This is a genomic window from Pseudonocardia sp. ICBG162, from assembly GCF_020496225.1.
Classification (GTDB): Bacteria; Actinomycetota; Actinomycetes; order Mycobacteriales; family Pseudonocardiaceae; genus Pseudonocardia; species Pseudonocardia alni.
This window is the reverse complement of record NZ_JAHLJD010000017.1, coordinates 504,647-527,995: the sequence shown is the minus strand read 5'-3', so window position 1 is coordinate 527,995 and position 23,349 is coordinate 504,647. Positions and strand designations below refer to the sequence as shown.

The window sequence follows — 23,349 nt, the reverse complement described above, 5'->3', positions numbered from 1 at the left end:
CGCCGGTCAGCGACGGGGCGCGAGCAGCCGGGCCGTCAGCAGCGCCCCGGCCAGGGCCAGCGGCAGCTCCAGCAGCACGGCCTCGGCCACGGCGAGCGCGGCGCCGGAGGTCCCCGCGGCGGTGGTGACGTCGAACCAGGCGTCGACGACCAGCAGCGCGGCACCGGCCGCCGCGGTCAGCGCCGCCCGCACGTCGCGCGCCCGCAGCAGCGCGGCCGTGGCCAGCGCGGCCACGGCCGTCCCGACGTCGAGGCCGGCCCACACGACGTCCCAGTGCCGTGCGGTCGCCGTCCCCGGCAGCGCCAACCCGGTCACGGCGGCGATGAGCAGCAGCGCCGCGCCGACGACGGCGAGCACGGCGGTGGCGGGGACGGGACGCGGGGCCGCGACGGTGGTGGTCACCCGGCCACGGTCCCGCCGCATCCTGTGCGCGGGCTGTGCGCCCTACCTGAGGAGCTTCTGGACCTCGCGGAAGCGCGGGTGCGCGGCGTCGCGCAGCCACTCGAACAGCACCATCTCCGAGGTGACGATCTCGGCCCCGGCCGCGCGGGCGCGCTGCAGCGCCAGCTGCTCGTCCTCGACGAACCGTGAGCCGACCGCGTCGGCGACGACCACCACCCGGCGGTCGTCGGCGAGCAGCTCCAGCACGGTCTGCAGCACGCAGACGTGCGCCTCCACCCCGGCGACGACGATCTCGCCGCGTCCGGGCGGGAACAGCACGCCGTCGTCGGCGGCGAAGCGGGTCTTGGGCACCACCAGGTGCGGCAGCCCGGCGAGCGGCTCGACGGTCGGGCCCAGCTTCTCCGGGACCTGTTCGGTGGCCAGCACCGGGACCTCGAGCAGGGTCGCGGCCTCGGCGAGCCGGGCGGCCCGGGCGACGACCCGCTCGCCGTCGTGCATCGCGGGGACCAGGCGCTCCTGCAGGTCGACCAGCAGCAGGACCGCGGCGGCGGAGTTCATCAGCACCGGCCCCACGCTACGGCCGCGACGCCGTCCGGACACGGCCGCCCAGCGCCGCCGCCAGCTCCTCGATCCGCACCGGCAGCCCGGTGTCGACCGGCAGGTGCCCGACGGCGGGCGGCCGCAGGTCGAGGCCGTCCAGGTGGGCGTCGAGGTCGGCGAGCTTCGACGCGTCCCGCGCGGCCCCCCGGCCCCGCAGCCGTTCGCGCAGCACCGCACGGGAGGCGTGCACCCAGACCAGGCGGGGCAGGCCACCGGCCTCGCGCAACCGCCGCTCGGTCCCGGCCCAGGCCGCCGGGTCACGGCGCTCCCGGGTGAAGGGCGCGACCAGGACCGCCGGGGTGCCGCAGGCCAGGCAGTCCTCGGCCAGCGCGAGGAGCGTCTCGTAGCGCGCGTCCCGGGTCGCCTCGGCCAGCACGGCGCCGTCGAGGTCGTCGCTGCCCAGCAGGCCCGCCACGACCGAGACCAGGGGAGCGGTGGCCGTGTCGAGGTCCAGCAGGGACGCCCGCAGGTGCGCGCTCAGCGCTCTGGCCACAGTGGTCTTCCCCGCTCCCGCCGGGCCGGCCAGCACGGCGACCGGCGCGTGGGGTGTGGCGCTGCTTGTCATCGGTGTCATGATGCCCTCGCACGGTGCGCCGCACCAGAGGCGGTGTTCGAGGGGCGGCGGTGGTGGGCCCCGGTCGCGGCCCACGACGACGCGAGGGGGATGCACGGCAGATGGCGACGATGCGTGACGTGGCGCGGCAGGCGGGCGTGAGCGTCAAGACGGTCTCGAGGGTCTTCAACGAGGACCGCCACGTCCTCCCGGAGACCCGCCGCCGGGTGGAGGAGGCCCTCGCCGCCCTCAACTACACCCCGAACATGCTGGCCCGCACGTTCCGCGACGGCCGCTCGCCGGTGATCGGGCTGGCCGTGCCCAGCATCTCCGACCCCTTCTTCGCCGCCATCGCCGACGGGGTCGAGCAGGTCGCCGCCCAGCACGACATGTCCGTCCTGATCACGAGCCTCGGTGCGGAGGGCGCGCGCGAGGAGGGGATCGTCGAGTCGCTGCTGCGCCGCCAGCTGGGGGCCCTGGTGATGGCGCCGACGGCGACCGACCAGGGCTACCTGTCGCGCTGGTCGTCCAAGCTGCCCCTCGTGTTCGTCGACCGCCCGCCCCGCGGGATCGACGCCGACTGCTTCGTCGAGGACGACCTCGGCGGCGCGCGGACGGCGACCGCGCACCTGATCGACCGCGGCCACCGGCGGATCGCCTTCGTGGGCAACTCCGAGGACATCTCGACGACCGCGAACCGGCTGCACGGCTACCGGGCCGCCCTGGAGGAGGCCGGGCTCCCCTTCGAGCGGGACCTGGTCCTGCTCGGGGCGACCACCGCCGCGGGCGCCGGGCGCGCCGCGGCCGCGCTGGCCGCCGCCGACCCCGCTCCCACCGCGGTGTTCTCCTCCGACGCCCAGACCACCATGGTCCTGGTCCCGGCCCTGTCCGGCCGCCGGCTGGCGATCGCGGCGTTCGGTGACTTCCCGATGGCGGCGACGCTCTCGCCGGCGCTCACCGTGGTCGACCAGGACCCGGACGCACTGGGGCGGCTGGCCGCCCAACGGGTGCTCCACCGGCTCGAGGGCGACGACCGGGAGCCGAGCAGCCTGGTGACCCTGCCGGTGCGCCTCATCGAACGGGCCTCCTGCCGCCCCCCGCACGACCTCGTCGAGCTGTTCCCGTCGACCACCCCGTCCGGCGGGGACGCCCGGCCCTGACCCCGTCCGTTCCGGGGTGGAAGGCGCCCCACGACGCGCCTTGACACCGATGACATGGCCTGGTTTCCTTCTCTCCGGCGCGAGATGACACCGATGTCATCGAGCGGCCATCAGCACGACCGGCACCGCAGCCCCTCGCCCGCTCGCACGGCCTCGAGCCTCTGGTGCCGCCCGGTACGGCGGCACCCGGCACCGCGCGCGCCGCGACGCCGGCAGCACCGCCACGGACGCCACAAAGGAGTGAGAGATGTCAGAGCCGCTGTTGCGGGCCGAGGGGATCACCAAGCAGTACGGCCAGGTCACGGCGCTGCAGGGCGCCGACTTCGACGTCCACGCCGGCGAGGTGGTCGCCCTCATCGGCGACAACGGCGCCGGCAAGTCGACGCTCGTGCGGATGCTGTCGGGCAGCGAGCAGCCCGACGCCGGTCGCATCGAGTTCGAGAACCGTGAGGTCGTGCTGGGCAGCCCCATCGCGGCCCGCGAGCTCGGCATCGAGACCGTCTTCCAGGATCTCGCCCTGGCGCCCCACCTGGACCCGATCCAGAACCTCTACCTCGGGCGCGAGGTCATGCGGAAGGGCCTGCTCGGCAAGCTCGGCTTCATGGACACCGCCGCGATGCGGGAGTCCGGCGAGCGGAACTTCACCAGCCTCGGCTCCACCGTGCGCAGCTTCTCCAGCCCGGTCGGCGCCATGTCCGGCGGCCAGAAGCAGTCCATCGCCGTGGCCCGGGCCGCCGCGTGGGCCAGCAAGGTCATCTTCCTGGACGAGCCGACCGCGGCGCTCGGTGTGGTGCAGACCAAGGGCGTGCTCGACCTCATCCGCCGGGTCCGCGACGAGGGCATCGGCGTCGTGTTCATCAGCCACTCCATGCCGCACGTGCTCGAGGTCTCCGACCGTGTGCAGGTGATGCGCCACGGCCGTCGCGTCGCCGTCTACCGCGGCTCCGGGACGAGCGTCGAGGAGCTCGTCGGCGCCATGACCGGTGCTCTCGACCTGCGTGAGGCGGGGGCATGAGCACCGACACCCACTCCCGGACGGGCGACCGGGGACGACGCCCGGCCGGCCCCACGTCCGCTGCCGCGAAGGAATCTCCCGTGACCACGACCGCCGCCGCCGCGCCGGCCGAGCCCCGCCGCGTCCAGCGCCTGCTGCGCCTGCAGGCCCTGCAGATCGTCCTGATCCTGCTGGTGATCGTCGCGATCTTCGGGACGCTGGCCCCGGTCTCGTTCCTGTCCGGCTTCAACATCCGCAGCATCGTCATCAACACCTCGATCCTGGCGGTGCTCGGCGTCGGGATGACGTTCGTGATCATCACCGGCGGGATCGACCTGTCCGTCGGCAGCGTGCTGGTCTTCTCCGGCGTCGTGGCCAGCAAGGTCATGGTCGCCGCCGGGGGCGAGGGGTGGGGGGTCGCCCTGCTCGGCGCGGTGGTCGCCTGCCTGTCCGGCCTGATGTGGGGGCTGGTCAACGGCGTCCTCATCGCCAAGGCGAAGGTGCCCCCGCTCATCGTCACCCTGGGCAGCTTCGGTGCGGCCCTGGGCTTCGCGCAGATCATCACCGGCGGCATCGACCTGCGTGCGGCCCCGGAGGTCCTCGTGGACACCGTCGGCTTCGGCAACGTCGTCGGCCAGGTCCCGACCCTGTCGGTGATCGCGGGCCTGGTCGTCGTGCTCGGCATGGTCCTGCTGCACCGGACCCGCTTCGGGCTCCACACCTACGCGATCGGCTCCAACATCGAGGCCGGGCGCCGTACCGGCATCAAGGTCGACCTGCAGACGATCAAGGTCTACGCCTTCGCCGGCCTGCTCGCCGGGTTCGCCGGCATCCTCAACCTGGCCTTCTTCCAGTCCACCACCATCGGTGGGCAGTCGAACACCAACCTCAACGTCATCGCGGGCGTCGTCATCGGCGGCACGAGCCTCTTCGGGGGCCTCGGCACGATCTTCGGCACCGTCATCGGTCTGTTCATCCCCACCACCCTGCAGAGCGGCTTCGTGATCATCGGGGTCCAGCCGTTCTGGCAGCAGGTCGTGGTCGGTGTCGTCCTCGTCGCCGCGGTCTGGCTGGACCAGAAGCGCCGCACGAACGCCCAGTCGGGCAGACCCCGTCAGTCCGTCCTCGCCCGTCTGGGGCGCGGCTCCTCGAAGGGAAACTGAAGTGCGCAGGAACAGTGTCGTTCTCTCCGTCGGCCTGGCCGCGGCTCTCGTCGCCTCGCTGAGCGCCTGCGGTGCGGCGGAGGGCAACGCCCCCGCCGGGAGCACCGGCGGGGACGCCAAGAAGATCACCTTCATCCAGGGCGTGGCGGGTGACAACTTCTACATCTCCATGCAGTGCGCCGCCGAGCAGGAGGCCCGCACGCTGGGCGTCTCGCTCGACACCCAGGGCCCGCAGAAGTTCGACCCCACCCTGCAGACGCCGATCCTGTCCTCGGCGATCGCCGCCCGGCCGGACGCGATCATGATCGCGCCCACCGACGTCAGCGCCATGCAGCAGCCGATCGACCAGGCCATCGCCGCCGGCATCAAGGTCGTGCTCGTCGACACCACGCTGAACGACACCGCGAAGGTGTCCTCGCAGATCTCGTCGAACAACCTCGGCGGTGGCGCGGCGGCCTTCGATGCGATCAAGCAGCTGGCCCCCGGCGGCGGCAAGGTCCTGGTGATCGACAACCAGCCCGGCATCAGCACCTCCGACGCGCGGACCGCCGGCTTCGCCGAGGCCGCGAAGAAGGACGCCGCCTACACCGACCTCGGCGTGCAGTACGCCCAGAACGACGTCGCGAAGGCCGCGCAGCTGGTGACCGCCGCACTGCAGAAGGACCCCGACATCGTCGGCGTCTTCGCGACCAACCTGTTCGGCGCCGAGGGGGCCGCCACCGGCGTCCGCCAGGCGGGCAAGCAGGGCGCGGTCAAGATCGTCGGGTTCGACGCCGGACCGGACCAGGTCAAGGCGCTGCAGGAGGGCACGATCCAGGCGCTCATCGCCCAGCAGCCGGGAACCATCGGCACCGACGGCGTGCAGCAGGCGGTCGACGCGATCGAGGGCAAGCCGACCGAGGCGAAGATCCAGACCGACTTCACGATCATCACCGCGCAGAACCTCGACTCGCCCGCCAGCCAGGCGGCCGTCTACAAGTCGGACTGCTCCGGCTGACCCGCCTCCCTCCGCGGGCCCGGAGTCCTCGGGCCCGCGGAGGGGCTCCATCCCCGCCCGTCCGGGCCGACGCCACCCGAGAGGAACCCACCACCATGTCCGACGTCGACGGCCGCACCGTCCTGGTCACCGGAGCCGCCGGCGGGATCGGGGGAGCCACCGTGCGCCGGCTGGTCGCCGCCGGTGCCGACGTCGTCGCCGCCGGCCGCGACGAGGCGGGCCTGGCCGACATCGTCGCCGCGACCGGTGCCCGCCCGCTGGCCTTCGACCTCGAGTCCGAGGACGAGGTCCGGGGGGCACTGGAGGAGCTGGACCTCTGGGGGGTGGTCAACTGCGGCGGCGTCGGCGGGGAGATCGCGACGCCCCTGGACACCGACATCGCGGTCTTCGACAAGGTCATCAGCGTCAACGCGCGGGGCGCGCTGCTGGTCACCAAGTACGCCGCGCGGTCGATGGTCCGCCTCGGGCGGGGCGGCTCCATCGTCAACGTCTCCAGCCAGGCGAGCCTCGTGGCACTGCCCGGGCACGTCTCCTACGGTTCGTCCAAGGCGGCGCTGGACAACATCACCCGTGTGTCGGCCCTGGAGCTGGGCCGGTACGGGATCCGGGTCAACAGCGTGAACCCGACCGTCGTCATGACGCCGATGTCGGCCTGGTACTGGGGCCGCGAGGACGTCGGGCCCCCGTTCCTCGAGGCCATGCCGCTGCACCGCTGGGCCACCGAGGACGAGATCGCCGCGCCCATCGTCTTCCTGCTCGGCGACGGCGCCTCGATGATCACCGGCGTGTCGCTCCCGGTCGACGGCGGCTACAGCTGCCGCTGAGCGACCGGTACCCCCTCCCGACCGTGGGAGGCCGGTGATGCCGCAGTGGCGTGCATGACACCGATGACATGACCGTGAGCACCGCTCAGCACCACCGATACGTCCAGGAGGGAACGGGCATGGCGAACGGCATGCACATCGGGCTCGACGTCGGCTCGACCCAGACCAAGGCCGTGGCCTACGACGACCGGGGCACCGCACTGGGCCGGTACAGCGCCGACACCCCGTGGCGCGTGTCGCGGACCGGGGAGAGTGAGACGACCGGCGCGGCCCTGGTGGACCGGGTGCTCGCCGTGCTCCACGGCCTGCTCGCCGGGCTGCCGCCCGAACGGGGGCCGGTGCTGTCCCTCGGCGTCACGGGCATGGCCGAGAGCGGCGTCCTGCTCGACGGCACCGGGGCGGAGGCGGCACCCGTCGTCGCCTGGTACGACCCCCGCGGCGGCGCGCAGATGGCCGCGCTGCCGGCGCCGGTCCGGGAGGCGTTCACCGCCGCCACCGGGCTGCGCGCCGACGCCCAGCCCAGCGCCGCCTCCCTGGCCTGGGGGCTCGGGCACGGGTGGCGCGTCACGCCGTCGTCGACCTGGCTGAGCGTGCCGGAGCACGTGGTCGCCGCCCTGGGCGGCGAGCGTGTGGCCGAGCCGTCGCTGGCCTCGCGGACCGGGCTGCTCGACACCGCCCGGCTCGCACCCGCCGACCACGTCGCCGACGCGCTGGGCCTGCCCCCCACACTGCTGCCCCCGCTGCGCCCCGCCGGCATCGGCGCCGGGCGGATCACCCGGACCGACGTCGACGCCCGGCTGCGCGGCGCGGTGCTCACCGTCGCCGGGCACGACCACCCCGTCGCGGCCCTCGGGGCCGGCGCCACCGACCCGGAGCACCTGTTCAACGGGGCGGGCACCGCGGACGTCCTGCTGCGCTCGGCGGCCACCCCGGTCTCCCCGGCCGACCGCGCCCGGCTCGCGGACGCGGGCGTGTCGGTGGGTGCGCACGTGGTCGACGGGCTCAGCGCCGTGCTCTGCGGTGTCAGCGCCGGGGTCATCCTGCGCCGCATCCTGTCGCTGGCCGGCGCCACCGAGGGCGACCGCCGCGACGCCGTCGACGCCGCCGCCGCGCGGGTGCCCCGCCCCGTCCCGGGCGTCACGGTGCGGGCGGGCGGCCGCGGCAGCGACGACGTGCAGATCGTCCTGACCCGGGAGGCGGACCCCGCCGAGCTCCTGGCCGCCGCCCTGCACCACGTCGGAGAACGGACCTCGGCCCTGCTGGACCTCGTCACCTCGGCCGTCGGACCGCACGTCTCGGCGCTCTGTGTCGGCGGCTGGACGCGGATGGCCAGCGTGCGCGCCCTCAAGCACGACGTACTGCCGCGTCTGGAGTTCTCCTCCGTCGCGCTGCCCGGGTGCCGCGGTGCGGCGGCGCTCGGTGCGCTGGCCGCCACCGGCGCCACCGACCAGACCGGCCTCGCGGCCGTGCTGGCCGACTGGGGCCCGCCGCGCGCCGTCGGCGTCGGCGCGACCCCGTCCCACGAACCCGCCCACCCAGGAGAAGGATCACCGTGAACGAGCTGACGACCCTCGAGAAGCGCGCGATGGCGCGCATCAGCACCGCCGACGGCCACATGCTCATCGTCGCCGCCGACCAGCGCAACAGCATGAAGGCCGTCATGCAGGACGCCCCCGACGGCCCGGAGTCCATCAGCCGCGAGGAGCTCGCGCAGGCCAAGGGCGACCTCGTCCGCCACCTCGCGAGCCACGGCCCGGCCATCCTGCTCGACCCCGAGGTGGCGCTGCCGCAGCTCGTCGACGACGGCACGCTCGACGCCTCGGGCACCGCGCTCGTCGTCGGGATGGACGCCTCGGGCTACGAGACCGTCGACGGCCTGCGCCACACCCGGTTCAGTGCGGGCGTGACCCCGCGGACCGTGCGCGACCTGGGCGGCGACGCCGCGAAGATGCTCTGGTACCTGCGCCCCGACCGGCAGGGCGCCGACTCCGACGTGGTCCGCGGGATCCGCGAGCTGGTCGAGGCCTGCACCGCCGAGGGCGTCCTGCTGATCGTCGAGATCCTGCTCTACCGGCTGGAGGGGGAGACCGACGAGCAGTACGCCGAGCGCTTCCCGCAGCTCGTCGCCGACGCCGCCCGCCTCTCGGTCGAGGCCGGCGCCAAGGTCCTCAAGCTGCCCTACCCCGGCTCGGCGGAGGCCTGCGCCGCGGTCACCGAGGCCGCGGCGGGCGTCCCGTGGGCCGTCCTCTCGGCGGGTGTCGACCACAGCACCTTCATCGGGCAGGTCCGCACCGCGGTGGCCCACGGCGCCAGTGGGGCGATGGCCGGACGGTCGTTGTGGAAGGACTCCCTCTCGGTCGCCTCCGCGGTCCGCGAGGACCTGCTGACCCACCGGGCGCTGCCGCGCCTGCGCGAGCTGCGGGCGGCCGTCGACCGGGCCGACGCCACCGTCGGCGCCTGAGCTCCTGCTCCCGGACCGGACCGGTCCGGGAGCAGGCCGGTCTCAGCTCCGCGACGCGTCGATCACCCGGTCCAGCACCGCCCGCAGCTCCTCCAGCTCGGGCAGCGGCATCCCGAGCCGCTCCACGATCGCCGGCGGGATCGCCTCGGCCCGGGCGCGCAGGGCCCGGCCGGCGCCGGTGAGGGAGACCGCCATCGTCCGCTCGTCGCCGGGGACCCGGCGGCGGTCGACCAGCCCGGCCGCCTCCAGCCGCTTGAGCAGCGGCGAGAGCGTGCCCGGGTCGAGGGCGAGCGCGCGGGCCAGCTCACCCAGCGAGCGGGGGGAGTCCTCCCACAGCGCGAGCATCACCAGGTACTGCGGGTGGGTCAGGCCCATCGGCTCGAGCAGCGGCCGGTAGAGCGCGATGACGTTGCGGGCCGCGACGGCGAGGGCGAAGCAGACCTGCCGGTCGAGCCGCAGCAGATCCCCACCCGGGGCGCCGGCGGCCGCGTCACCGTCACCCGTGTCACCGTCCCCCGGGGCTGCGCTCGACATGGTGGCCATCGTACATTGTTGGTGCACCAAGAATTGGGGGACCAACAGTGGGCGAGCGGCCGAACCCGTTGCGGTGGCTGGCCTACGCCTACGGCGCCGGGCTGCCCGCCCGGCACCGCGGCTGGGTGCTGCACGACGTCACGACCCGGACCTGGCAGCTGCGTCACCTCGTCCGCACCACCGTCCAGCTGCTGCCGGTCGGGGTGCTGCTGTTCCTGCTCATCCCGGGCCCCGTGTACGTCCGGGCGCTGTCGGTGCTGGCGGGGGCGATCCTCGGCTACTTCTACTCGGTGGCCTACATGTACGAGTCCGCCGAGCACCGCGTCGCGAAGGCCGGGTACCCCGTGGGGCACGCGGCCGCCGTGCGGGAGCAGGCCGACGCGGGGCAGCGGGACGCGGCCCGCGAGCGCTACGAGCGGCGCTGGCGCGGCTGAGCCCGGCTCACCCGCCCATCGTCTCGGGCAGCCACAGCACCACACCGGGCAGCGCGGCGAGCACGGCCACGAGCACGAGCAGCGCCGCCACGTAGGGCAGGACCCCGACGAAGATCTCCTCGGCCGGGCGTCCGGTCGCCTTCGACACGATGAACACGTTCATCCCCAGCGGCGGGGTGACCAGGCCGATCTCGGCCAGCAGGATGACCATCACCCCGAACCAGATCGGGTCGTAGCCCAGCTGCTCGACCACCGGCAGCACGACCGGGACGGTGAGCGCGAGGATCGCGAGCTGGTCGAGGAACGCCCCGAGCACGAGGTAGATCAGCGCGATCAGGGCGAAGATCGCCAGCGGCGGCGCGGCGACGCCGGCGATCGCGTCGACGAGGGTCCCGGTGATCCGGGTCAGCGTCATGAAGTAGCCGAACAGGTACGCCGAGGCGATGATCAGCAGGATCATCGCGGTCGAGGTGAGGGTCTCGACGAGCGCGTCGCGGATCCGGGCGAGGTCGAGCCGCCGCCGGGCCAGCCCGATGACCAGCGCACCGGCGACACCGAGGCCCGCCGACTCGGTCGGCGTCGTCAGCCCCAGGTAGATCGAGCCGACGACCAGCAGGAACAGCAGCGCGACGGGGCCGAGGACGGGGACCGTCCGCAGCTTCTCGGCCAGGCTGTACCGGCGGCCGGCCGGCGCGAGCGCGGGCTTGCGGTGCACCAGGAACAGCGTCGTGACGATGATCGTCACCGTGACGAGCAGCCCGGGCACCAGGCCCGCGACGAGCATCTGGCCCACGCTGACCTCGGCCAGGATCGCGTAGAACACCAGGATGATGCTGGGCGGCACCATGGCGGCGAGCGTGCCGACGACGGCGACCAGGCCGTTCGCGAGCCGGCCGTCGTAGCGTTCGCGCTCCATCTCCGGGATGGTCGTCGAGGCCAGGGCGGCCGCGGCCGCGGTGCTCGACCCGGAGACCGCGGCGAAGGTGGCGCCGGTCGTCGTCGTGGCGACGCCCAGACCCGCCGGGACCCGCCCGACCCACACCCGGGCCGCGGCGAACAGCTCGGTCGTGACCCCGCTCTTGAGCACCAGCTGGGCCATGAGGATGAACAGCGGGATCGCCGCGAGGGTGTAGGTCGAGACCGCCGCGTACGGGGTGGTCTCCAGGAAGCCGACGGCGGCGGACGGGCCGCCGTGGGCGAGCAGTCCGACGACGGCGCTCACCCCGATCGCGACACCGACCGGTACCCGGGCCAGCAGCAGGACGAACAGCAGGACGAGGACTCCGGCGAGCACCATCAGGCGATCTCCTCCGCGGCCGAGGTGAGGGGGGTTTCGGGGGCGGCGGGCGCGGGGCCGCGCAGGTCGTGGACCAGCGTGTGCAGGCACCGGAGCACCGCGAGCCCCGCGCCGATCGGCACCAGCACCGCCGAGGTCCACACCGGCCACGACAGCTCCGAGGCCCCGGCCAGCGGGACGTCGCCGTGGCGGAGCGCGCCCGCGGTCAGGAGCAGCCCGCCGTAGCCGACCAGCGCCAGGAACCCGGCGGTCAGGGCCGACCCGGTGACCGCCAGCACGCGTCGTCCGGCCGGTCCCAGGCGCTTGTGGACGAGGTCGATCCGGACGTGGGCGCCCTCGCGGACCGTGTAGGACAGCCCGAGGAAGAACAGTCCCACCAGCGCGTAGTCGCCGACGAAGCCCACCGACCAGGACAGCGGCGCCCCCACCAGGTAGCGCAGGGCCACGTCGATCACGATCAGCGCGACCGTGACGACGACGCCGGTGAGGCCGACGGCGGCCGCCGCGTCCTCGACCGTGCGCAGTACGCGGTCCACCGGGTCCGGCCGGGTCGTGCCCGCGTTCGTCGTGCCCGCGTTCATCGTGCGGCCTCCGGGGTCTCGTCGCGGGCCCGGTCGAGCGCCGCCTCCATCTCCTCCAGCGCGGCGCGGCCGGGTCGCCCGCGGGCCTCCATGTCCGCGGCCCAGTCGGCGCGCACCGAGGCGACCGCGTCCTGCCAGCGCTGCTGCTGGGCGGCGGTCAGCGCGGTGAAGGTCATGCCCCCGTCCTCGAGGGTCGACCGGGCCTGCGCCGTCTGCTCGCCCATCACCGCGCAGAGGTGGCGGGAGGTCTCCTCGCCGGCCCGGGTCATGGCGTCGCGGTGGGCCTCGGGCAGCTCCTGCCACAGCGCCTCGGAGATGGCGAAGGTGAGGGTGAAGCCGCCGAGCGGGGCGCCCTCGGTGGCGTGCGAGGCGACCTCGTCGAGGCGGAAGGGGACCGCGCTCATCGGTGGGAGGGTCATCGCGTCGACGGTGCCGCGGGACATCGCCTCGTAGACCTCGGGTCCGGCGATGGAGACCGGGGTGGCGCCCAGGGTGCGCAGCGTCTGGTCGACGACACCGCCGGGGGAGCGGGTGAGCAGGCCGGGGAGCTGCGCCGGGTCGGTCACCGGGCCGTTGGTGAACAGCTCGTACTGCGGGACGACGCCGACGAACAGCGTCCGCAGCCCGCGGGGCGCGAACTCCTCGCGGTGCAGCAGCCCGCCCTCCCGGGTGAGCTCGCCGACCGCGCGGGCGGTGGTGCACGAGTCGGTGCTGAGGCCCGGCAGGTCGCCGACGTTGGACAGGGGGAGCTTGTCGGACAGGTAGGGCGGCGACACGACGCCGACGTCCACGGCGCGGCTCGCGACGAGCTTGACGTAGTCGGTGGACTTGCCCAGCTGCTCGGACGGGTAGTACTCGACGTCCAGGGCACCGCCGGTGAGCTCGCGGACCCGGTCGGTGAAGTGGACGATCCCGTCCCGGGACGCGGGGTGGGTCACCGGGTAGGAGTCGGCGACCACGAGGGTCCGGACCCCGTCGGGCGGTGCCTCCCGTGCGGGTGTGCAGGCGGTCAGCAGCGCGACCGCGGCGACGAGGCAGGTCGTCAGCCCGGCTCCCTTGCCCAGCGTCCTCATCGGTTCCTCTCGGCGTCGTCCCGGGCGGACCGCGCGGGAACGGCGCCGCGCCGCGCACGCGGGGGCGGGCGCGGCCACGACACCGGCCGGGCGTCGGCGACCGGTCGGGGTGGCACGGTCCGGGGGTGGACCGTGTGGGGCGTCACAGGGAGCGTCGCACGGCGCCGACCGCGGTTTCAAGGAATCATCAGATGTTTTCCCGACGACACCTTGGAGCGCTCGATGCGCGGAGTTCGGCGTTGACAGCTAAACATCAGACATTAACCATGGACAGATGCTCGCCATCGAAGCCGCGACCACCTTCCTCTTCGTCCCCGGCTCCCGCCCGGACCGCTACGACAAGGCGGTCGCCAGCGGTGCCGACGTCGTGATCGTCGATCTCGAGGACGCCGTCGCGCCCGAGGGCAAGACCGCCGCGCGGGAGCAGGTCCGGGAGTGGCTGGCCGCCGGCGACCGGGCCGCGGTGCGGGTGAACGGCACCGGCACGCCCTGGTTCGACGACGACGTCGCCGTGGTCGCCGCGCTCGGCTGCCCGGTGGTGCTGCCCAAGGCCGAGAGCGGCGCGGAGCTCGTCGCGCTGGCCGAGCGGCTGCCCGCGGGCACCCCGCTCGTTCCCGTCGTCGAGACCGCGCTCGGGGTCCGCCGGGCCGAGGAGATCTGCGCCGCCCCCGGCGTCGTGCGTCCCGCCTTCGGCAGTGTCGACCTCGCGGTGGACATCGGCGTCGACCACCTCGACGACGTCGCACTGCGCCACACCCGCTGCGAGCTCGTCCTGGCCGCCCGCGCCGCCGGGGTCACGGCACCGGTCGACGGGGTCACGACCGCCGTCCGCGACGACGCCCGGCTGGCCGCCGACAGCGCCGCGGCGCTCGCCCTCGGCCTCACCGCGAAGCTGTGCATCCATCCCGCCCAGGTCGCCGGCGTCGCCGCGGCCTTCCGCCCCTCGGCGGAGGAGCTGGCCTGGGCGGACCGGGTCGTGGCGGCCGCGGAGACCGGCGCCGTCGCCGTGCTGGACGGGGCGCTGGTCGACAAGCCGGTCGTCGACCGCGCGGTCGCGCTGCTGCACCGGGCCGGGCGGCCGGTCCCGGTGCGCTGACCCGGGTGCGCGGGCGGGCCCCGGTGCCGGCCGGGGCCCGCCCGCGCGTCACCGGGCCGCCGCGCGCAGCCGGGCCGAGGCCTCCCGGTCCACGGTGCCCGCAGCCACGTCGACCACCACGCCGTAGTGGATGCGGGCGTCGTCGGCGGACAGGTAGTCGTCGAGCACGTCGTCGAGGACCGCGGCGGGGTCCCGCTCGAACGGGTCGCCGTAGCCGCCGCCGGAGGGCAGCCGGATCTCCAGGGTGTCCCCGTCCGCGCACCGCTCCTGGGTCACCTTGGAGTACAGGACCTCCTCGCGGTCGGTGCCCGCGTTCCGGACGAAGGACCCGGGCAGACCGTCGTGCCCACCGGCGAGGCCCCGGGGCGGGTCCGTGCGGTTGTCGGCCTCGGTCCCCATGAAGGTGTCGGTGAGCATCCGCCACTGCCGCACGCTGCCGACCCCGCCGCGCCACCGGCCGGGCGCCGGTGGCTCGTCACGCAGCTCGTAGCGTTCGGCGAGCATCGCGTGGTTGAGCTCGACCTCCTCGATGGGGTTGTTGCGGGTGTTGGCCATCAGCGAGTCGACGCAGTCGAGGCCGTCCTTGCCGTTGCGCCCGCCGTAGGACCCCTCGTTGATCTCGATGTAGACCCAGTAGGACTGCCCGTCCGGGGCCAGCCCGGAGTAGGCGATCGCGCAGAGCGCCGCCGAGGACCCGGCGACCGCACGATCGGGCAGCACGTCGGCCAGCGCCAGGTTGATCGAGTCGAAGACCCGGTTGATCTGGGAGAACCGCGCGAAGCACGACGCCGGGAAGTCCGGGTTGAACAGCGTGCCCTCGGGCGCGTAGGCCTTCGCGGGGCGGAAGCAGCCGTCGTTCTGCGGCACGAACTCCTCGGTCAGCGCCTCGTCGAGCAGCAGCGTCCGGATCGCCGAGGCGACGGTCGGGAGCACCGACCCCTCGAAGGGGACGTTGAACGCCGTCGGGACCTGCGGGTTCGACCCGGTCAGGTCGACGACGACCTCGTCGCCCTCGACCCGCACCGTGACGGCGACGGCGAGCGGCACGTCGCGGTTCTTGCCGTCGTCGTCGAGGTAGGACACCGGCGCGGCGTACTCGCCGTCGGGCAGCTCCCGGATCCGGCGCCGCAGCATCTCCTCGCTGTAGTCCATCCACCGGTCGGCCGCCGACATCACGACGTCGAGGCCGTAGCGCTCCAGCAGCTCGGTGAACCGGCGCTCGCCGAGCCGGGCGCAGGCGATCAGCGCCTCCAGGTCGCCGAGGTTCTGCTCCGGGGTGCGGACGTTGTCCAGGACGTGCTGGATCAGCGCGTCGTTGCGGACGCCGCCGTCGTAGATCTTCGCCGAGTCCAGCAGCTTGCCCTCGGCCCAGACGTCGACGACGTCCATGCACAGACCGGGGAAGTTGCCGCCGACGTCGGACACGTGCCCGGTGCAGCCGGCGAACCCGACGTGCACGCCGCCGAAGAAGATCGGGATGACGATGCCGTAGTCCGGGCTGTGCGCCGCGCCGTGGTACGGGTGGTTGTGCAGGACGACGTCACCCGGCCGGTAGGTGCCGGCCAGCCTCCGGTCGATGCCGCGGATGTAGGCGGGGATCGAGCCGCAGTGCATCGGCGTCGAGTCGGACTCGCACAGCTCGCGGCCGTTGACGTCGAAGATGCCGGCCCCGAGGTCCTCGGACTCGCGGATGAGGCTGGAGTACGCCATCCGGTAGAGGATCTGCGCCATCTCCTTGGCGATGGAGTTCAGCGCGCCGCCGATCACCCGCAGCGTGATCGGGTCGACCTCGACGGTCGTGTGGGTGCCGGGCGCGGTCCCGGCCAGCGACACCCCGCGGGGGTCCAGAGCGGTCATCGCGGGTCTCCTCCGGTCTGCTGGTCCTCCCGGGCGGCCCCGGTCGAGATGACGAGATGGCCGACCCGGTCGACGACGGCGCGCTGGCCGGTGCCGACGATCGTCGTCGAGTCGAACTGCTCGATGATCGCCGGGCCGTCGACGACGTTCCCCGCGCGCAGCCGGTCCCGGTCGTAGACGGTGGTGGGCACGGCGCCCGCCGTCCCGGAGGCGTCCCAGAAGATCGCCTCGACCGTGGCCCGCACGGCCGCCGACGGGTCGGGTCCGCCGCTCTCGATCTCGGCGAGGGGGACCTCGCCGACCCGGCCGACGGCGGTGACGCGGACGTTGACGATGTGCACCGGCTTGTCGTCGAAGCGCTGGGAGTAGGTCCGCTCGTGCACCTCGTGGAAGGTGCGCGAGGCCCGGGCGATCCAGTCGTCGTCGATCGGGCCGTCCGGGGCGGGGACCCGCAGCTCGTAGCCCTGGCCGAGGTAGCGGCAGTCCAGGCTGCGTTCCACGAGCACGTCGGCCGGGTCGAGGCCGTCGGCGCCGAGCTGCTCGACGGCCTGGCCGGCGAGCCGGTCGAACTCGGCGGTGATCCGCTCCAGGTCCGGGTCGTCGGTCGAGGTCCACACCGTCGCCGGGATCTCCGAGCGGATGTCGGTGGCGAGCAGACCCATCGCCGAGGCGATGCCCGGGTGGTGCGGGACGACCACCCGCGGGATGCCGAGCTGGTCGGCGATGTGCCAGGCGTACAGGGGACCGGCGCCGCCCTCGGCGACCAGCGAGAACTCGCGCGGGTCGTAGCCCTTGCGGACCGAGTGCAGGCTGATCGCCTCGGTCATCGCGTGCGCGGCGATCCGGAAGATCCCGATCGCGGCCGCGTGCACCGAGGTGCCGAGCCGGTCGGCGACGTGCTCGCCGATGGCCTTGGCCGCCAGCTGCGGCTCGATCCGCATCGACCCGGACAGGAAGCTGTCCTCGCGCAGCCAGCCGAGCGCGACCATGGCGTCGGTGCTGGTCGGCTCGGTGCCGCCGCGGGCGTAGCAGGCGGGGCCGGGGGAGGCCCCGGCACTGCGCGGGCCGACCCGGAACATCCCGCCCTCGTCGACGAAGGCGATCGAGCCGCCCCCGGCGCCGATGGTGTCGACCTCGGCCATCGGGACCATCGCGTGGTAGTCGCCGATCCGGGTGTCGAGCAGGTGCTTCATCCGCAGCCCGCCGTCCGGTGCGACGCCGACGTCCGCGGAGGTCCCGCCGACGTCGAGGGTGATCACGCTCGGGTACCCGGACGCCTTGCCGATCGCGCAGCCGCCGAGCAGCCCCGCGACCACACCGCTGGTGAGCAGCAGGACCGGGTTCTCGGCCGCGCGCCGCGCGGTCACCAGGCCACCGGCCGAGGTCATCAGCCCGACGTCACCGCGCACGCCGGCGTCGCGGACGGTCGTCGCGAGCCGGTCGATGTAGCCCGACACCTTCGGGCCGACGAAGGCGTTGAGCGCCGTGGTGGAGAACCGCTCGTACTCGCGGTACTGCGGTGCCACCTCGCTGGACAGCGAGACGAACATCTCCGGCGCCTCCTCGGCGAGGATGCGCTTGACCGCCTGCTCGTGGGCCGGGTTGCGGTAGGAGTGCAGGAAGCACACCGCGACCGCGGTGACCCCGGCGTCACGCAGGAGCCGGACCTGCTCGCGCGCCGCGTCCTCGTCGAGCGGCACGAGGACCTCCCCGGCGGCGTTCACCCGCTCCGGGACGACGCGGCGGTGGCGGCGCCGCACGAGCTGCCACTTCTGCCACGGCAGGTCCTGGTAGGAGGAGTAGTTGAACGGCCGCTTCTTCCGCGCGATGTGCAGGATGTCGCGGAAGCCCTCGGTGGTGATGAGGCCGACCTCGGAACCGTCGTGCTCCAGGACGATGTTCGTGGCCACCGTGGTGCCGTGCAGGAACTGGTCCAGCTCGGCCAGGTCGACGCCGAGCCGGGCGCAGAGCTCCCGGACACCGTCGACGGTGGCGACCGACGGGTCGTGCGGGGTGGAGGGCACCTTGTGCACGGCCACCCCGCCGTCGTCGTCGCAGTACATGATGTCGGTGAACGTGCCACCGACGTCGACTCCCACTCGTTTCACAGTCCGGTTTCCTCGGGTCGGGGGTGCGGTCGGGAGGTCGTGGCGGGGGCGGCACGCAGCACCGGTGCCACCTCGCGGGCGAGCAGGTCCAGGGAGGCGCGGGCGTCCTCGACCGGCATGCCCGCCCAGTCGGTCCGGAGCACGAAGTGGTCGACGCCGACCTCGTCGCGCCAGGGCAGCAGCGCGGCCAGGCAGTCCTCCGGGGTCCCGACGACGAACCGGTCGCGGGCCAGCGCGTCGTAGCCGGTGCGGAAGGTCTCGGCGCCGGGCAGCACCCGGTCCTGACCCCAGTCCGCGTACACCTCGTACTTCCCGGCGAGGTACGGCCGGGCCAGCTCGACGGCCCGCTCCCGGGTGGGCGCGCAGTAGATCTCGCGCATCAGCGGCAGCTCGGGCAGCGGACCGCGCCCGGCGGCGGCCCGCTCGGCGTGGAACAGGTCCAGCTGACGGCGCACGGTCGCCGCGGTCGCGTGCGGGTTGATCATCCAGGTGTCGGCGAGCCGGGCGGCGCGGCGGACCGCGCCGTCGGAGTTCGCGGCCATCCAGACCGGCGGGACGGCCGCCGGGAGCGTGGTGGCGCGGACCCCGTCGAGGCGGCACCAGTCCACGTCGGCGTGCACCGGCTCCCCGGTCCACAGCGCGCGGACGATCCGCAGGTTCTCGGTGAACCGGCGGACCTTGTCCCCGGGCGGGATCCCGAACGCGGCGTACTCGACCTCGCGGTAGCCCAGCCCCACCCCGAACACCGAGCGCCCGCCGGTCACGACGTCGAGGCCGGCGAAGCTCTCGGCGGTGTCGACCGGGTTGTGCAGGGCCAGCAGGTGGATGCCGGTGCCGATCCGCATGTCCCCGGCCTCGGCGGCCAGCCGGGCGAGCCAGGGCAGCGGCTGGATGTGCGAGAACGACTCCGGCAGGTGGTGCTGGCCGGCGAACACCGAGTCCAGACCGCCGTCGCGGGCGGTGCGGACCAGCGACAGCTGCTCGGCCAGCGCGAGCAGCGGGTCCCGCCCGGCGGGCTGCTGGTGGGTCAGGAACACCCCCACCCGCACCGGGTGGTCAGCCACGGCAGGCCTCGGCGAACTCCACGGCCGGGGTGTCGTCGCCGAGCCCCAGCACCGCGCGCTGCACCCGGTCGGCGACGGCGGCCGGGGCGACCGTGCCGATCGTCTCCCGGAACTTGGCGACGACGTCGTCGTTGGTGAGCGGGCGCTCGTCGTGGCCGCGGTTGACCTGCTCGCGGTGGCGCAGGACCCGGCCGTCGGCCAGCTCGATCTCGATCGCGCCGGAGTAGGCGGCCGGGAAGGCGCTGTCCGGGTCGTCGGTGACCCGCACCTTCTGGGCGAGGTCGAGCGCGGCGCGGTCGGCGAGCGCGGCGTCGGACAGCTCGGTCAGCCCGAAGCGGCCGCGCAGCAGCGTGGTCGCGACGACGTAGGGGAGGCTGAACTTGGCGTCGTACTCGTCGCGCGGGGTCCACTTGGCCTCCGCCGGCTCGCACACGACCTTGCCGGGCACCGGGTGGATCGCGCAGCGGATCCCGGTGATCGCGGTGTCGCCGATCTCGGGGCGCAGCAGCAGCGCGGCGTCGGCGAAGGCGTGGATGAAGTGGCAGATCGGGTACGGCTTGACCGCGGTCCGCATCAGCTCCCAGGTCCCGCCCAGACCCTCGCCGACCGCGCCGGGCCGGGTCTCGCGCCCGGCCAGGTGGGAGTTGTAGAGGCCGAACCGGCCCTCGTAGACCGCGCCCGGCCCGCTCCAGCCCGCCTCGGCGAACCCGGCCGCGGTGAGCCCGGACATCGCGGCCCAGCCCGGGTGCAGCCGCTTGGTCCAGGCCCCGTCGGCCAGGAACTCCAGCAGCCCGGAGCTCATCGAGCCGACGACGCCCTGTGCCGTCGCGAGACCGTCGGCGTCCAGGCCCGCGACCTTCCCGGCGGCGACGGCGGACCCGAACGCCCCGGCCACCGCGGTGGGGTGGAACCCGACGTCGTGGAACCCGCCCGCGCCGCCGATGCCGACCCGGGCCGAGACCTCGACACCGAGCACGTAGGCCAGGAGCAGCGTCCGGGTGTCCGCCCCGCGGGCGACGGCCGCGGCGAGCGCGGCGGGCAGCGCCGCGGCGGAGACGTGGGTGACGGCCGGGATGTGGGTGTCGTCGAAGTCCATGCCGTGGATCAGCACGCCGTTGAGCACCGCGGCGTCACGGGCCGGGAGCCGGTCGGGCAGGCCGAGCACGGGCTGGTCGCCCGCGCCCCCGAAGGACGACAGGGCCGCCACGGCGACCCCCGGGAAGCCGTAGGCGGTGGAGGCGAACGCCAGCCCGACGGCGTCGAGGATCAGGTGGCGGGCCCGCTCCTGCACCTCGGCGGGGACGTCGTCGAGGGTCGCGCGGGCCGCGAACGCGCCGACGGTGGCGGCCAGCGAGGTGGTCGTGGACGGGGCCGGGATGGTGGTCATCGGTGACCTCCGGGTCGGAGTGGGACGGTCAGGTGATCCGGTCGGCGACCGGTGGGGTGCGCCGGTGGTGGTCGGTGCGGTCCTGGAACAGGGCGGCGACCCGCAGCGCGGTGATCTCGTCGTGCGGACGGGCGATGAGCAGCGCCGAGACCGGGCAGCCGTCGGGGGCGAGGCCGGTCGGCAGGGCCAGCCCGGGCGCCCCGGTGAGGTTGCCGAGCATCGTGGCGCGCGACTGCGCCGCGTAGAGCGGGTACCGCTCCCCGTCGACGACGACCGTGCAGTCCGGCAGCCGCGGCGCGGTCGCGGGCGTGGTGGGGACGACGACCAGGTCGGCCCCGGCGAACACGGCGTCCAGCTCGGCCTGCAGCTGCACCCGGAACTGCAGGGCCCGCAGGAGGTCGGCGGCCGGTGTGGTGATGCCCTGGCTGATCCGGCGCACCGTCACCGGGTCGTAGTCGCCCCAGCGGTCGGCGTCGACCCGGTGCACCGCGGCGGCCTCGGTGAACACGACCTGGTAGCCGATGGGCAGCGCCTGCTCGGCCGACGGGATCTCGCCCGGCACGACGGTGGCCCCGGCGTCGGTGAGGACGTCGACGAGGTGGTCCACGCCCGCCCGGACGGCCGCGTCGCACAGCGCGGTGAGGTAGCCGCCGGGACGGGCGACCCGCAGGCCGCGCAGGTCGGCCGGGACCGTCGTGGGTGGCAGCGGCGGCAGCTGCGGCACCCGGGGGTCGACGCCGTCCGGGCCGCGGAGCAGGCCGAACAGCAGACCGACGGTGCGGGCGTCGCGGGCCAGCGGGCCGACCGTCTCGGTGGTCCAGGACAGCGGCATCACCCCGGTGCGCGGCACCGCCCCGGCCGTGGGCTTCAGCCCGGTCAGGCCGCACCAGGCCGCGGGCAGCCGGACCGAGCCGCCGACGTCGGTCCCGAGCCCGAACGGGACGACGCCGGCGGCGACCGCGGCCGCGGTCCCGGTCGAGGAACCGCCCGCCCACCGCCCGGGGGCCCACGGGTTGCGGCACGGCCCGGTCAGCGGCGGGTGCGGCCCGCCGACGGCGAACTCGGTCGTCGCGTCCTTGGACACCGGTACCGCGCCCACCGCCTCCAGCCGGGCGACGACCGTCGCCGAGGCCGCCGCCGGGGCGGCGTCCGCGCGGGTGCGCGAGGCCCCGGTCGTCGGCACCCCGGCGACGTCGATGACGTCCTTGACCGCGAACGGCACGCCCTCCAGCGGCCGGGGCGGCCCCTCGGGCGCGCGGTGGTCGCGGGCCCGCTCGTGCAGCACCCGGATCGTGCAGTTGAGCTCGGCGTGCAGGCGCTCCAGCCGCTGCGCGGCCCCGGCCGCGTGCCCGGACCACTCCGCACGCAGCTCCGCGGCGCGGGGGTCCGGCCCGGTGGGGGCGCTCCCGGCGACGGCGGGCGGGGCGAGCCACGCCTCGCCCCGCGCCGGGTCGGCGGCCGCCGCCGGGACGGGGGCCGCCCGCAGCGCCGCCACCGCGGGCTCGGCGCCCGCGACCGCGTCGTGCATCGCCGTCACCTGGCCGGGGTCGAGGGTGTACCCGAGCCGCGCGGCGAGTGCGCCCAGCTCGTCGGCCGTGCTCACCGGACGGTGGCCTTGCCGCTGAGCAGCGCCTTCGCCACCACGCCGCGCAGCACGTCGTTGGTGCCCTCGCCGATCGACATGAGCGGGGCGTCGCGGTAGAGCCGCTCGACCTCGAACTCGGTGGAGTAGCCGTAGCCGCCGTGGATGCGCATCGCGTCGAGCGCGCACTCCAGGGCCTGCTCGGAGGCGAAGATCTTCGCCATCCCGGACTCGGTGTCCATCCGCACGCCGTCGTCCATCCGCGACGCCGCCCAGTAGGTCATCAGCCGGGCCGCCTGCAGCCGCACCGCGGTCTGGGCGAGCCGCTGCTGGACGGCCTGGAAGTCGCCGATCGGCCTGCCGAAGGCCTCGCGCTCGCGGGCGTAGGACAGGGCCTCGTCGTAGGCGCGCTGGGCGATCCCGACGCTGCGGGCGGCGATGTTGATCCGCCCGGTCTCCAGCGAGGACAGCGCCTGCTGCAGGCCGCGTCCCTCGACCCCGCCGAGCAGCTGCGACGACGGGACGCGCACGCCGTCGAGCACGACCTCGCAGGACTCGGTGCCCTTGTAGCCGAGCTTGCCGATGTCGGCGGTGACCTCGAAGCCGGGAGTGCCCGCCTCGACGAGCAGGATGCTCATGCCCTTGTGCGCGGGCGAGGCCGACGGGTCGGTCTTGACCAGCACCGGGAGCGGGTCGGCGTGCCGGGCGTTGGTGATCCACATCTTGGTGCCGTCGATGACGTAGTCGTCGCCGTCGCGGCGGGCGGTGGTGCGGATGCCCTGCAGGTCGGTGCCGGCGCCGGGCTCGGTCAGCGCGATCCCGGTGCGCCGCGCGCCCGTCGCGAGCTCGGGGAGGTAGCGCTGCTTCTGCTCCTCGGTGCCGTGGTTCGCGAGCAGGAAGCAGGACACCGAGTGGCTGCCGAGGATGCCGGCGATGCCCATCCAGCCCCGCGAGATCTCCTCGAAGGTGAGCGCGAACGAGACGGTGTCGGCGGCCAGGCCGCCGTACTCCTCCGGGACGGCGAGGCCGAACAGACCGAGCTGCTTCATCCCCTCGACGATCTCGGTGGGGTAGCGGCCCGACTGCTCCCACTCCCGCGCGACGGGGACGATCTCCTTGTCGACGAAGGCGCGTAGCGTGTCCCGGTAGAGGCGCTGCTCGTCGGTGAACCGGAAGTCCATG

Annotated in this window: 22 protein-coding genes; 9 read left to right on the top strand and 13 right to left on the bottom strand. The window is 74.4% G+C overall.

All coding sequences use genetic code 11. From position 1 onward, the window contains the following. Nucleotides 1-6: 6 nt before the first annotated feature. Genes KPL60_RS16575 through KPL60_RS16565 form a run of 3 tightly spaced genes read right to left on the bottom strand, consistent with a single transcriptional unit; the run spans nucleotide 7 to nucleotide 1,567 of the window. A complete protein-coding gene (locus KPL60_RS16575) occupies nucleotides 7-402 on the bottom strand; it encodes a hypothetical protein (RefSeq protein WP_226366387.1) in 396 nt (131 codons plus the stop codon). A 42-nt stretch (nucleotides 403-444) separates the two neighbouring features. Further along, complete coding sequence (locus tag KPL60_RS16570) at nucleotides 445-960, bottom strand: isochorismatase family protein (protein WP_226350657.1); 516 nt, start codon at nucleotides 958-960, stop codon at nucleotides 445-447. Nucleotides 961-976: 16 nt separating this feature from the next. Further along, on the bottom strand, nucleotides 977-1,567 hold the full coding sequence (locus KPL60_RS16565; protein ID WP_226366386.1) for an ATP-binding protein: 591 nt from the start codon (nucleotides 1,565-1,567) through the stop codon (nucleotides 977-979). A 110-nt stretch (nucleotides 1,568-1,677) separates the two neighbouring features. Here KPL60_RS16565 and KPL60_RS16560 point away from each other — a divergent pair, with 110 nt between their 5' ends. The 7 genes from KPL60_RS16560 (at nucleotide 1,678) to KPL60_RS16530 (ending at nucleotide 9,154) form a co-directional block, all read left to right on the top strand. Next, nucleotides 1,678-2,715 carry a LacI family DNA-binding transcriptional regulator gene (locus tag KPL60_RS16560; RefSeq protein WP_226366385.1) on the top strand — a complete coding sequence of 346 codons (1,038 nt, stop codon included), beginning with the start codon at nucleotides 1,678-1,680 and terminating at the stop codon, nucleotides 2,713-2,715. Nucleotides 2,716-2,962: 247 nt separating this feature from the next. Further along, nucleotides 2,963-3,730, top strand: a complete 768-nt coding sequence (locus tag KPL60_RS16555; RefSeq protein WP_226350601.1) for an ATP-binding cassette domain-containing protein — start codon at nucleotides 2,963-2,965, stop codon at nucleotides 3,728-3,730. A gap of 80 nt (nucleotides 3,731-3,810) precedes the next feature. Next, nucleotides 3,811-4,872 (top strand): ABC transporter permease, encoded by a 1,062-nt coding sequence (locus KPL60_RS16550; RefSeq protein ID WP_226366384.1) that lies wholly within the window; start codon nucleotides 3,811-3,813, stop codon nucleotides 4,870-4,872. A gap of 1 nt (nucleotide 4,873) precedes the next feature. Beyond that, on the top strand, nucleotides 4,874-5,869 hold the full coding sequence (locus tag KPL60_RS16545) for an ABC transporter substrate-binding protein (RefSeq protein ID WP_226350603.1): 996 nt from the start codon (nucleotides 4,874-4,876) through the stop codon (nucleotides 5,867-5,869). Nucleotides 5,870-5,964: 95 nt separating this feature from the next. Continuing rightward, complete coding sequence (locus KPL60_RS16540) at nucleotides 5,965-6,693, top strand: SDR family oxidoreductase (protein WP_226350604.1); 729 nt, start codon at nucleotides 5,965-5,967, stop codon at nucleotides 6,691-6,693. A 74-nt stretch (nucleotides 6,694-6,767) separates the two neighbouring features. After that, entirely contained in the window at nucleotides 6,768-8,249 is a 1,482-nt protein-coding gene (locus KPL60_RS16535) for an FGGY family carbohydrate kinase (protein WP_226366383.1), read from the top strand. Further along, nucleotides 8,246-9,154, top strand: coding sequence for a tagatose-bisphosphate aldolase (locus tag KPL60_RS16530; RefSeq protein ID WP_226350606.1), 909 nt, complete (start codon nucleotides 8,246-8,248; stop codon nucleotides 9,152-9,154). Before KPL60_RS16535 ends, KPL60_RS16530 begins: the two co-directional genes overlap by 4 nt. Before the next feature lie 42 nt (nucleotides 9,155-9,196). Here KPL60_RS16530 and KPL60_RS16525 read toward each other — a convergent pair whose 3' ends face one another. After that, nucleotides 9,197-9,688, bottom strand: coding sequence for a MarR family winged helix-turn-helix transcriptional regulator (locus tag KPL60_RS16525; protein WP_226366382.1), 492 nt, complete (start codon nucleotides 9,686-9,688; stop codon nucleotides 9,197-9,199). A gap of 47 nt (nucleotides 9,689-9,735) precedes the next feature. Between KPL60_RS16525 and KPL60_RS16520 the strand changes: the two genes are divergently transcribed. Then, nucleotides 9,736-10,122 (top strand): DUF5313 family protein, encoded by a 387-nt coding sequence (locus KPL60_RS16520; RefSeq protein WP_226366381.1) that lies wholly within the window; start codon nucleotides 9,736-9,738, stop codon nucleotides 10,120-10,122. Between the two features lie 7 nt (nucleotides 10,123-10,129). Here the strand turns inward: KPL60_RS16520 and KPL60_RS16515 are convergent, their stop codons facing one another. The 3 genes from KPL60_RS16515 to dctP are packed head-to-tail and all read right to left on the bottom strand — an operon-like array spanning nucleotide 10,130 to nucleotide 13,073. After that, nucleotides 10,130-11,419, bottom strand: a complete 1,290-nt coding sequence (locus KPL60_RS16515; RefSeq protein WP_226350609.1) for a TRAP transporter large permease — start codon at nucleotides 11,417-11,419, stop codon at nucleotides 10,130-10,132. Continuing rightward, nucleotides 11,419-12,000, bottom strand: coding sequence for a TRAP transporter small permease (locus tag KPL60_RS16510; RefSeq protein WP_226366380.1), 582 nt, complete (start codon nucleotides 11,998-12,000; stop codon nucleotides 11,419-11,421). The genes KPL60_RS16515 and KPL60_RS16510 overlap by 1 nt, the downstream gene beginning before the upstream one ends. After that, the gene (gene dctP / locus KPL60_RS16505) at nucleotides 11,997-13,073 is read right to left on the bottom strand and encodes a TRAP transporter substrate-binding protein DctP (RefSeq protein ID WP_226358018.1); all 1,077 of its coding nucleotides are present in this window, start codon (nucleotides 13,071-13,073) and stop codon (nucleotides 11,997-11,999) included. The genes KPL60_RS16510 and dctP overlap by 4 nt, the downstream gene beginning before the upstream one ends. Nucleotides 13,074-13,347: 274 nt before the next feature. On the opposite strand from dctP, the gene KPL60_RS16500 reads away from it, so the two are divergent. After that, nucleotides 13,348-14,169 carry a CoA ester lyase gene (locus KPL60_RS16500; protein ID WP_226366379.1) on the top strand — a complete coding sequence of 274 codons (822 nt, stop codon included), beginning with the start codon at nucleotides 13,348-13,350 and terminating at the stop codon, nucleotides 14,167-14,169. Between the two features lie 48 nt (nucleotides 14,170-14,217). Here the strand turns inward: KPL60_RS16500 and KPL60_RS16495 are convergent, their stop codons facing one another. From KPL60_RS16495 to KPL60_RS16470, 6 genes are read right to left on the bottom strand one after another with little or no spacing between them, the layout of a single operon-like run. Then, on the bottom strand, nucleotides 14,218-16,026 hold the full coding sequence (locus tag KPL60_RS16495; protein WP_226366378.1) for a hydantoinase B/oxoprolinase family protein: 1,809 nt from the start codon (nucleotides 16,024-16,026) through the stop codon (nucleotides 14,218-14,220). Continuing rightward, nucleotides 16,023-18,134 carry a hydantoinase/oxoprolinase family protein gene (locus KPL60_RS16490; protein ID WP_226366377.1) on the bottom strand — a complete coding sequence of 704 codons (2,112 nt, stop codon included), beginning with the start codon at nucleotides 18,132-18,134 and terminating at the stop codon, nucleotides 16,023-16,025. The genes KPL60_RS16495 and KPL60_RS16490 overlap by 4 nt, the downstream gene beginning before the upstream one ends. Next, the gene (locus KPL60_RS16485; RefSeq protein WP_226366376.1) at nucleotides 18,131-19,198 is read right to left on the bottom strand and encodes an LLM class flavin-dependent oxidoreductase; all 1,068 of its coding nucleotides are present in this window, start codon (nucleotides 19,196-19,198) and stop codon (nucleotides 18,131-18,133) included. Before KPL60_RS16485 ends, KPL60_RS16490 begins: the two co-directional genes overlap by 4 nt. After that, complete coding sequence (locus KPL60_RS16480; RefSeq protein WP_226366375.1) at nucleotides 19,191-20,585, bottom strand: MmgE/PrpD family protein; 1,395 nt, start codon at nucleotides 20,583-20,585, stop codon at nucleotides 19,191-19,193. The genes KPL60_RS16485 and KPL60_RS16480 overlap by 8 nt, the downstream gene beginning before the upstream one ends. Before the next feature lie 28 nt (nucleotides 20,586-20,613). Beyond that, nucleotides 20,614-22,188, bottom strand: coding sequence for an amidase (locus tag KPL60_RS16475; RefSeq protein WP_226358012.1), 1,575 nt, complete (start codon nucleotides 22,186-22,188; stop codon nucleotides 20,614-20,616). Then, the gene (locus tag KPL60_RS16470) at nucleotides 22,185-23,348 is read right to left on the bottom strand and encodes an acyl-CoA dehydrogenase family protein (protein WP_226358011.1); all 1,164 of its coding nucleotides are present in this window, start codon (nucleotides 23,346-23,348) and stop codon (nucleotides 22,185-22,187) included. Before KPL60_RS16470 ends, KPL60_RS16475 begins: the two co-directional genes overlap by 4 nt. Nucleotide 23,349 lies beyond the last annotated feature (1 nt).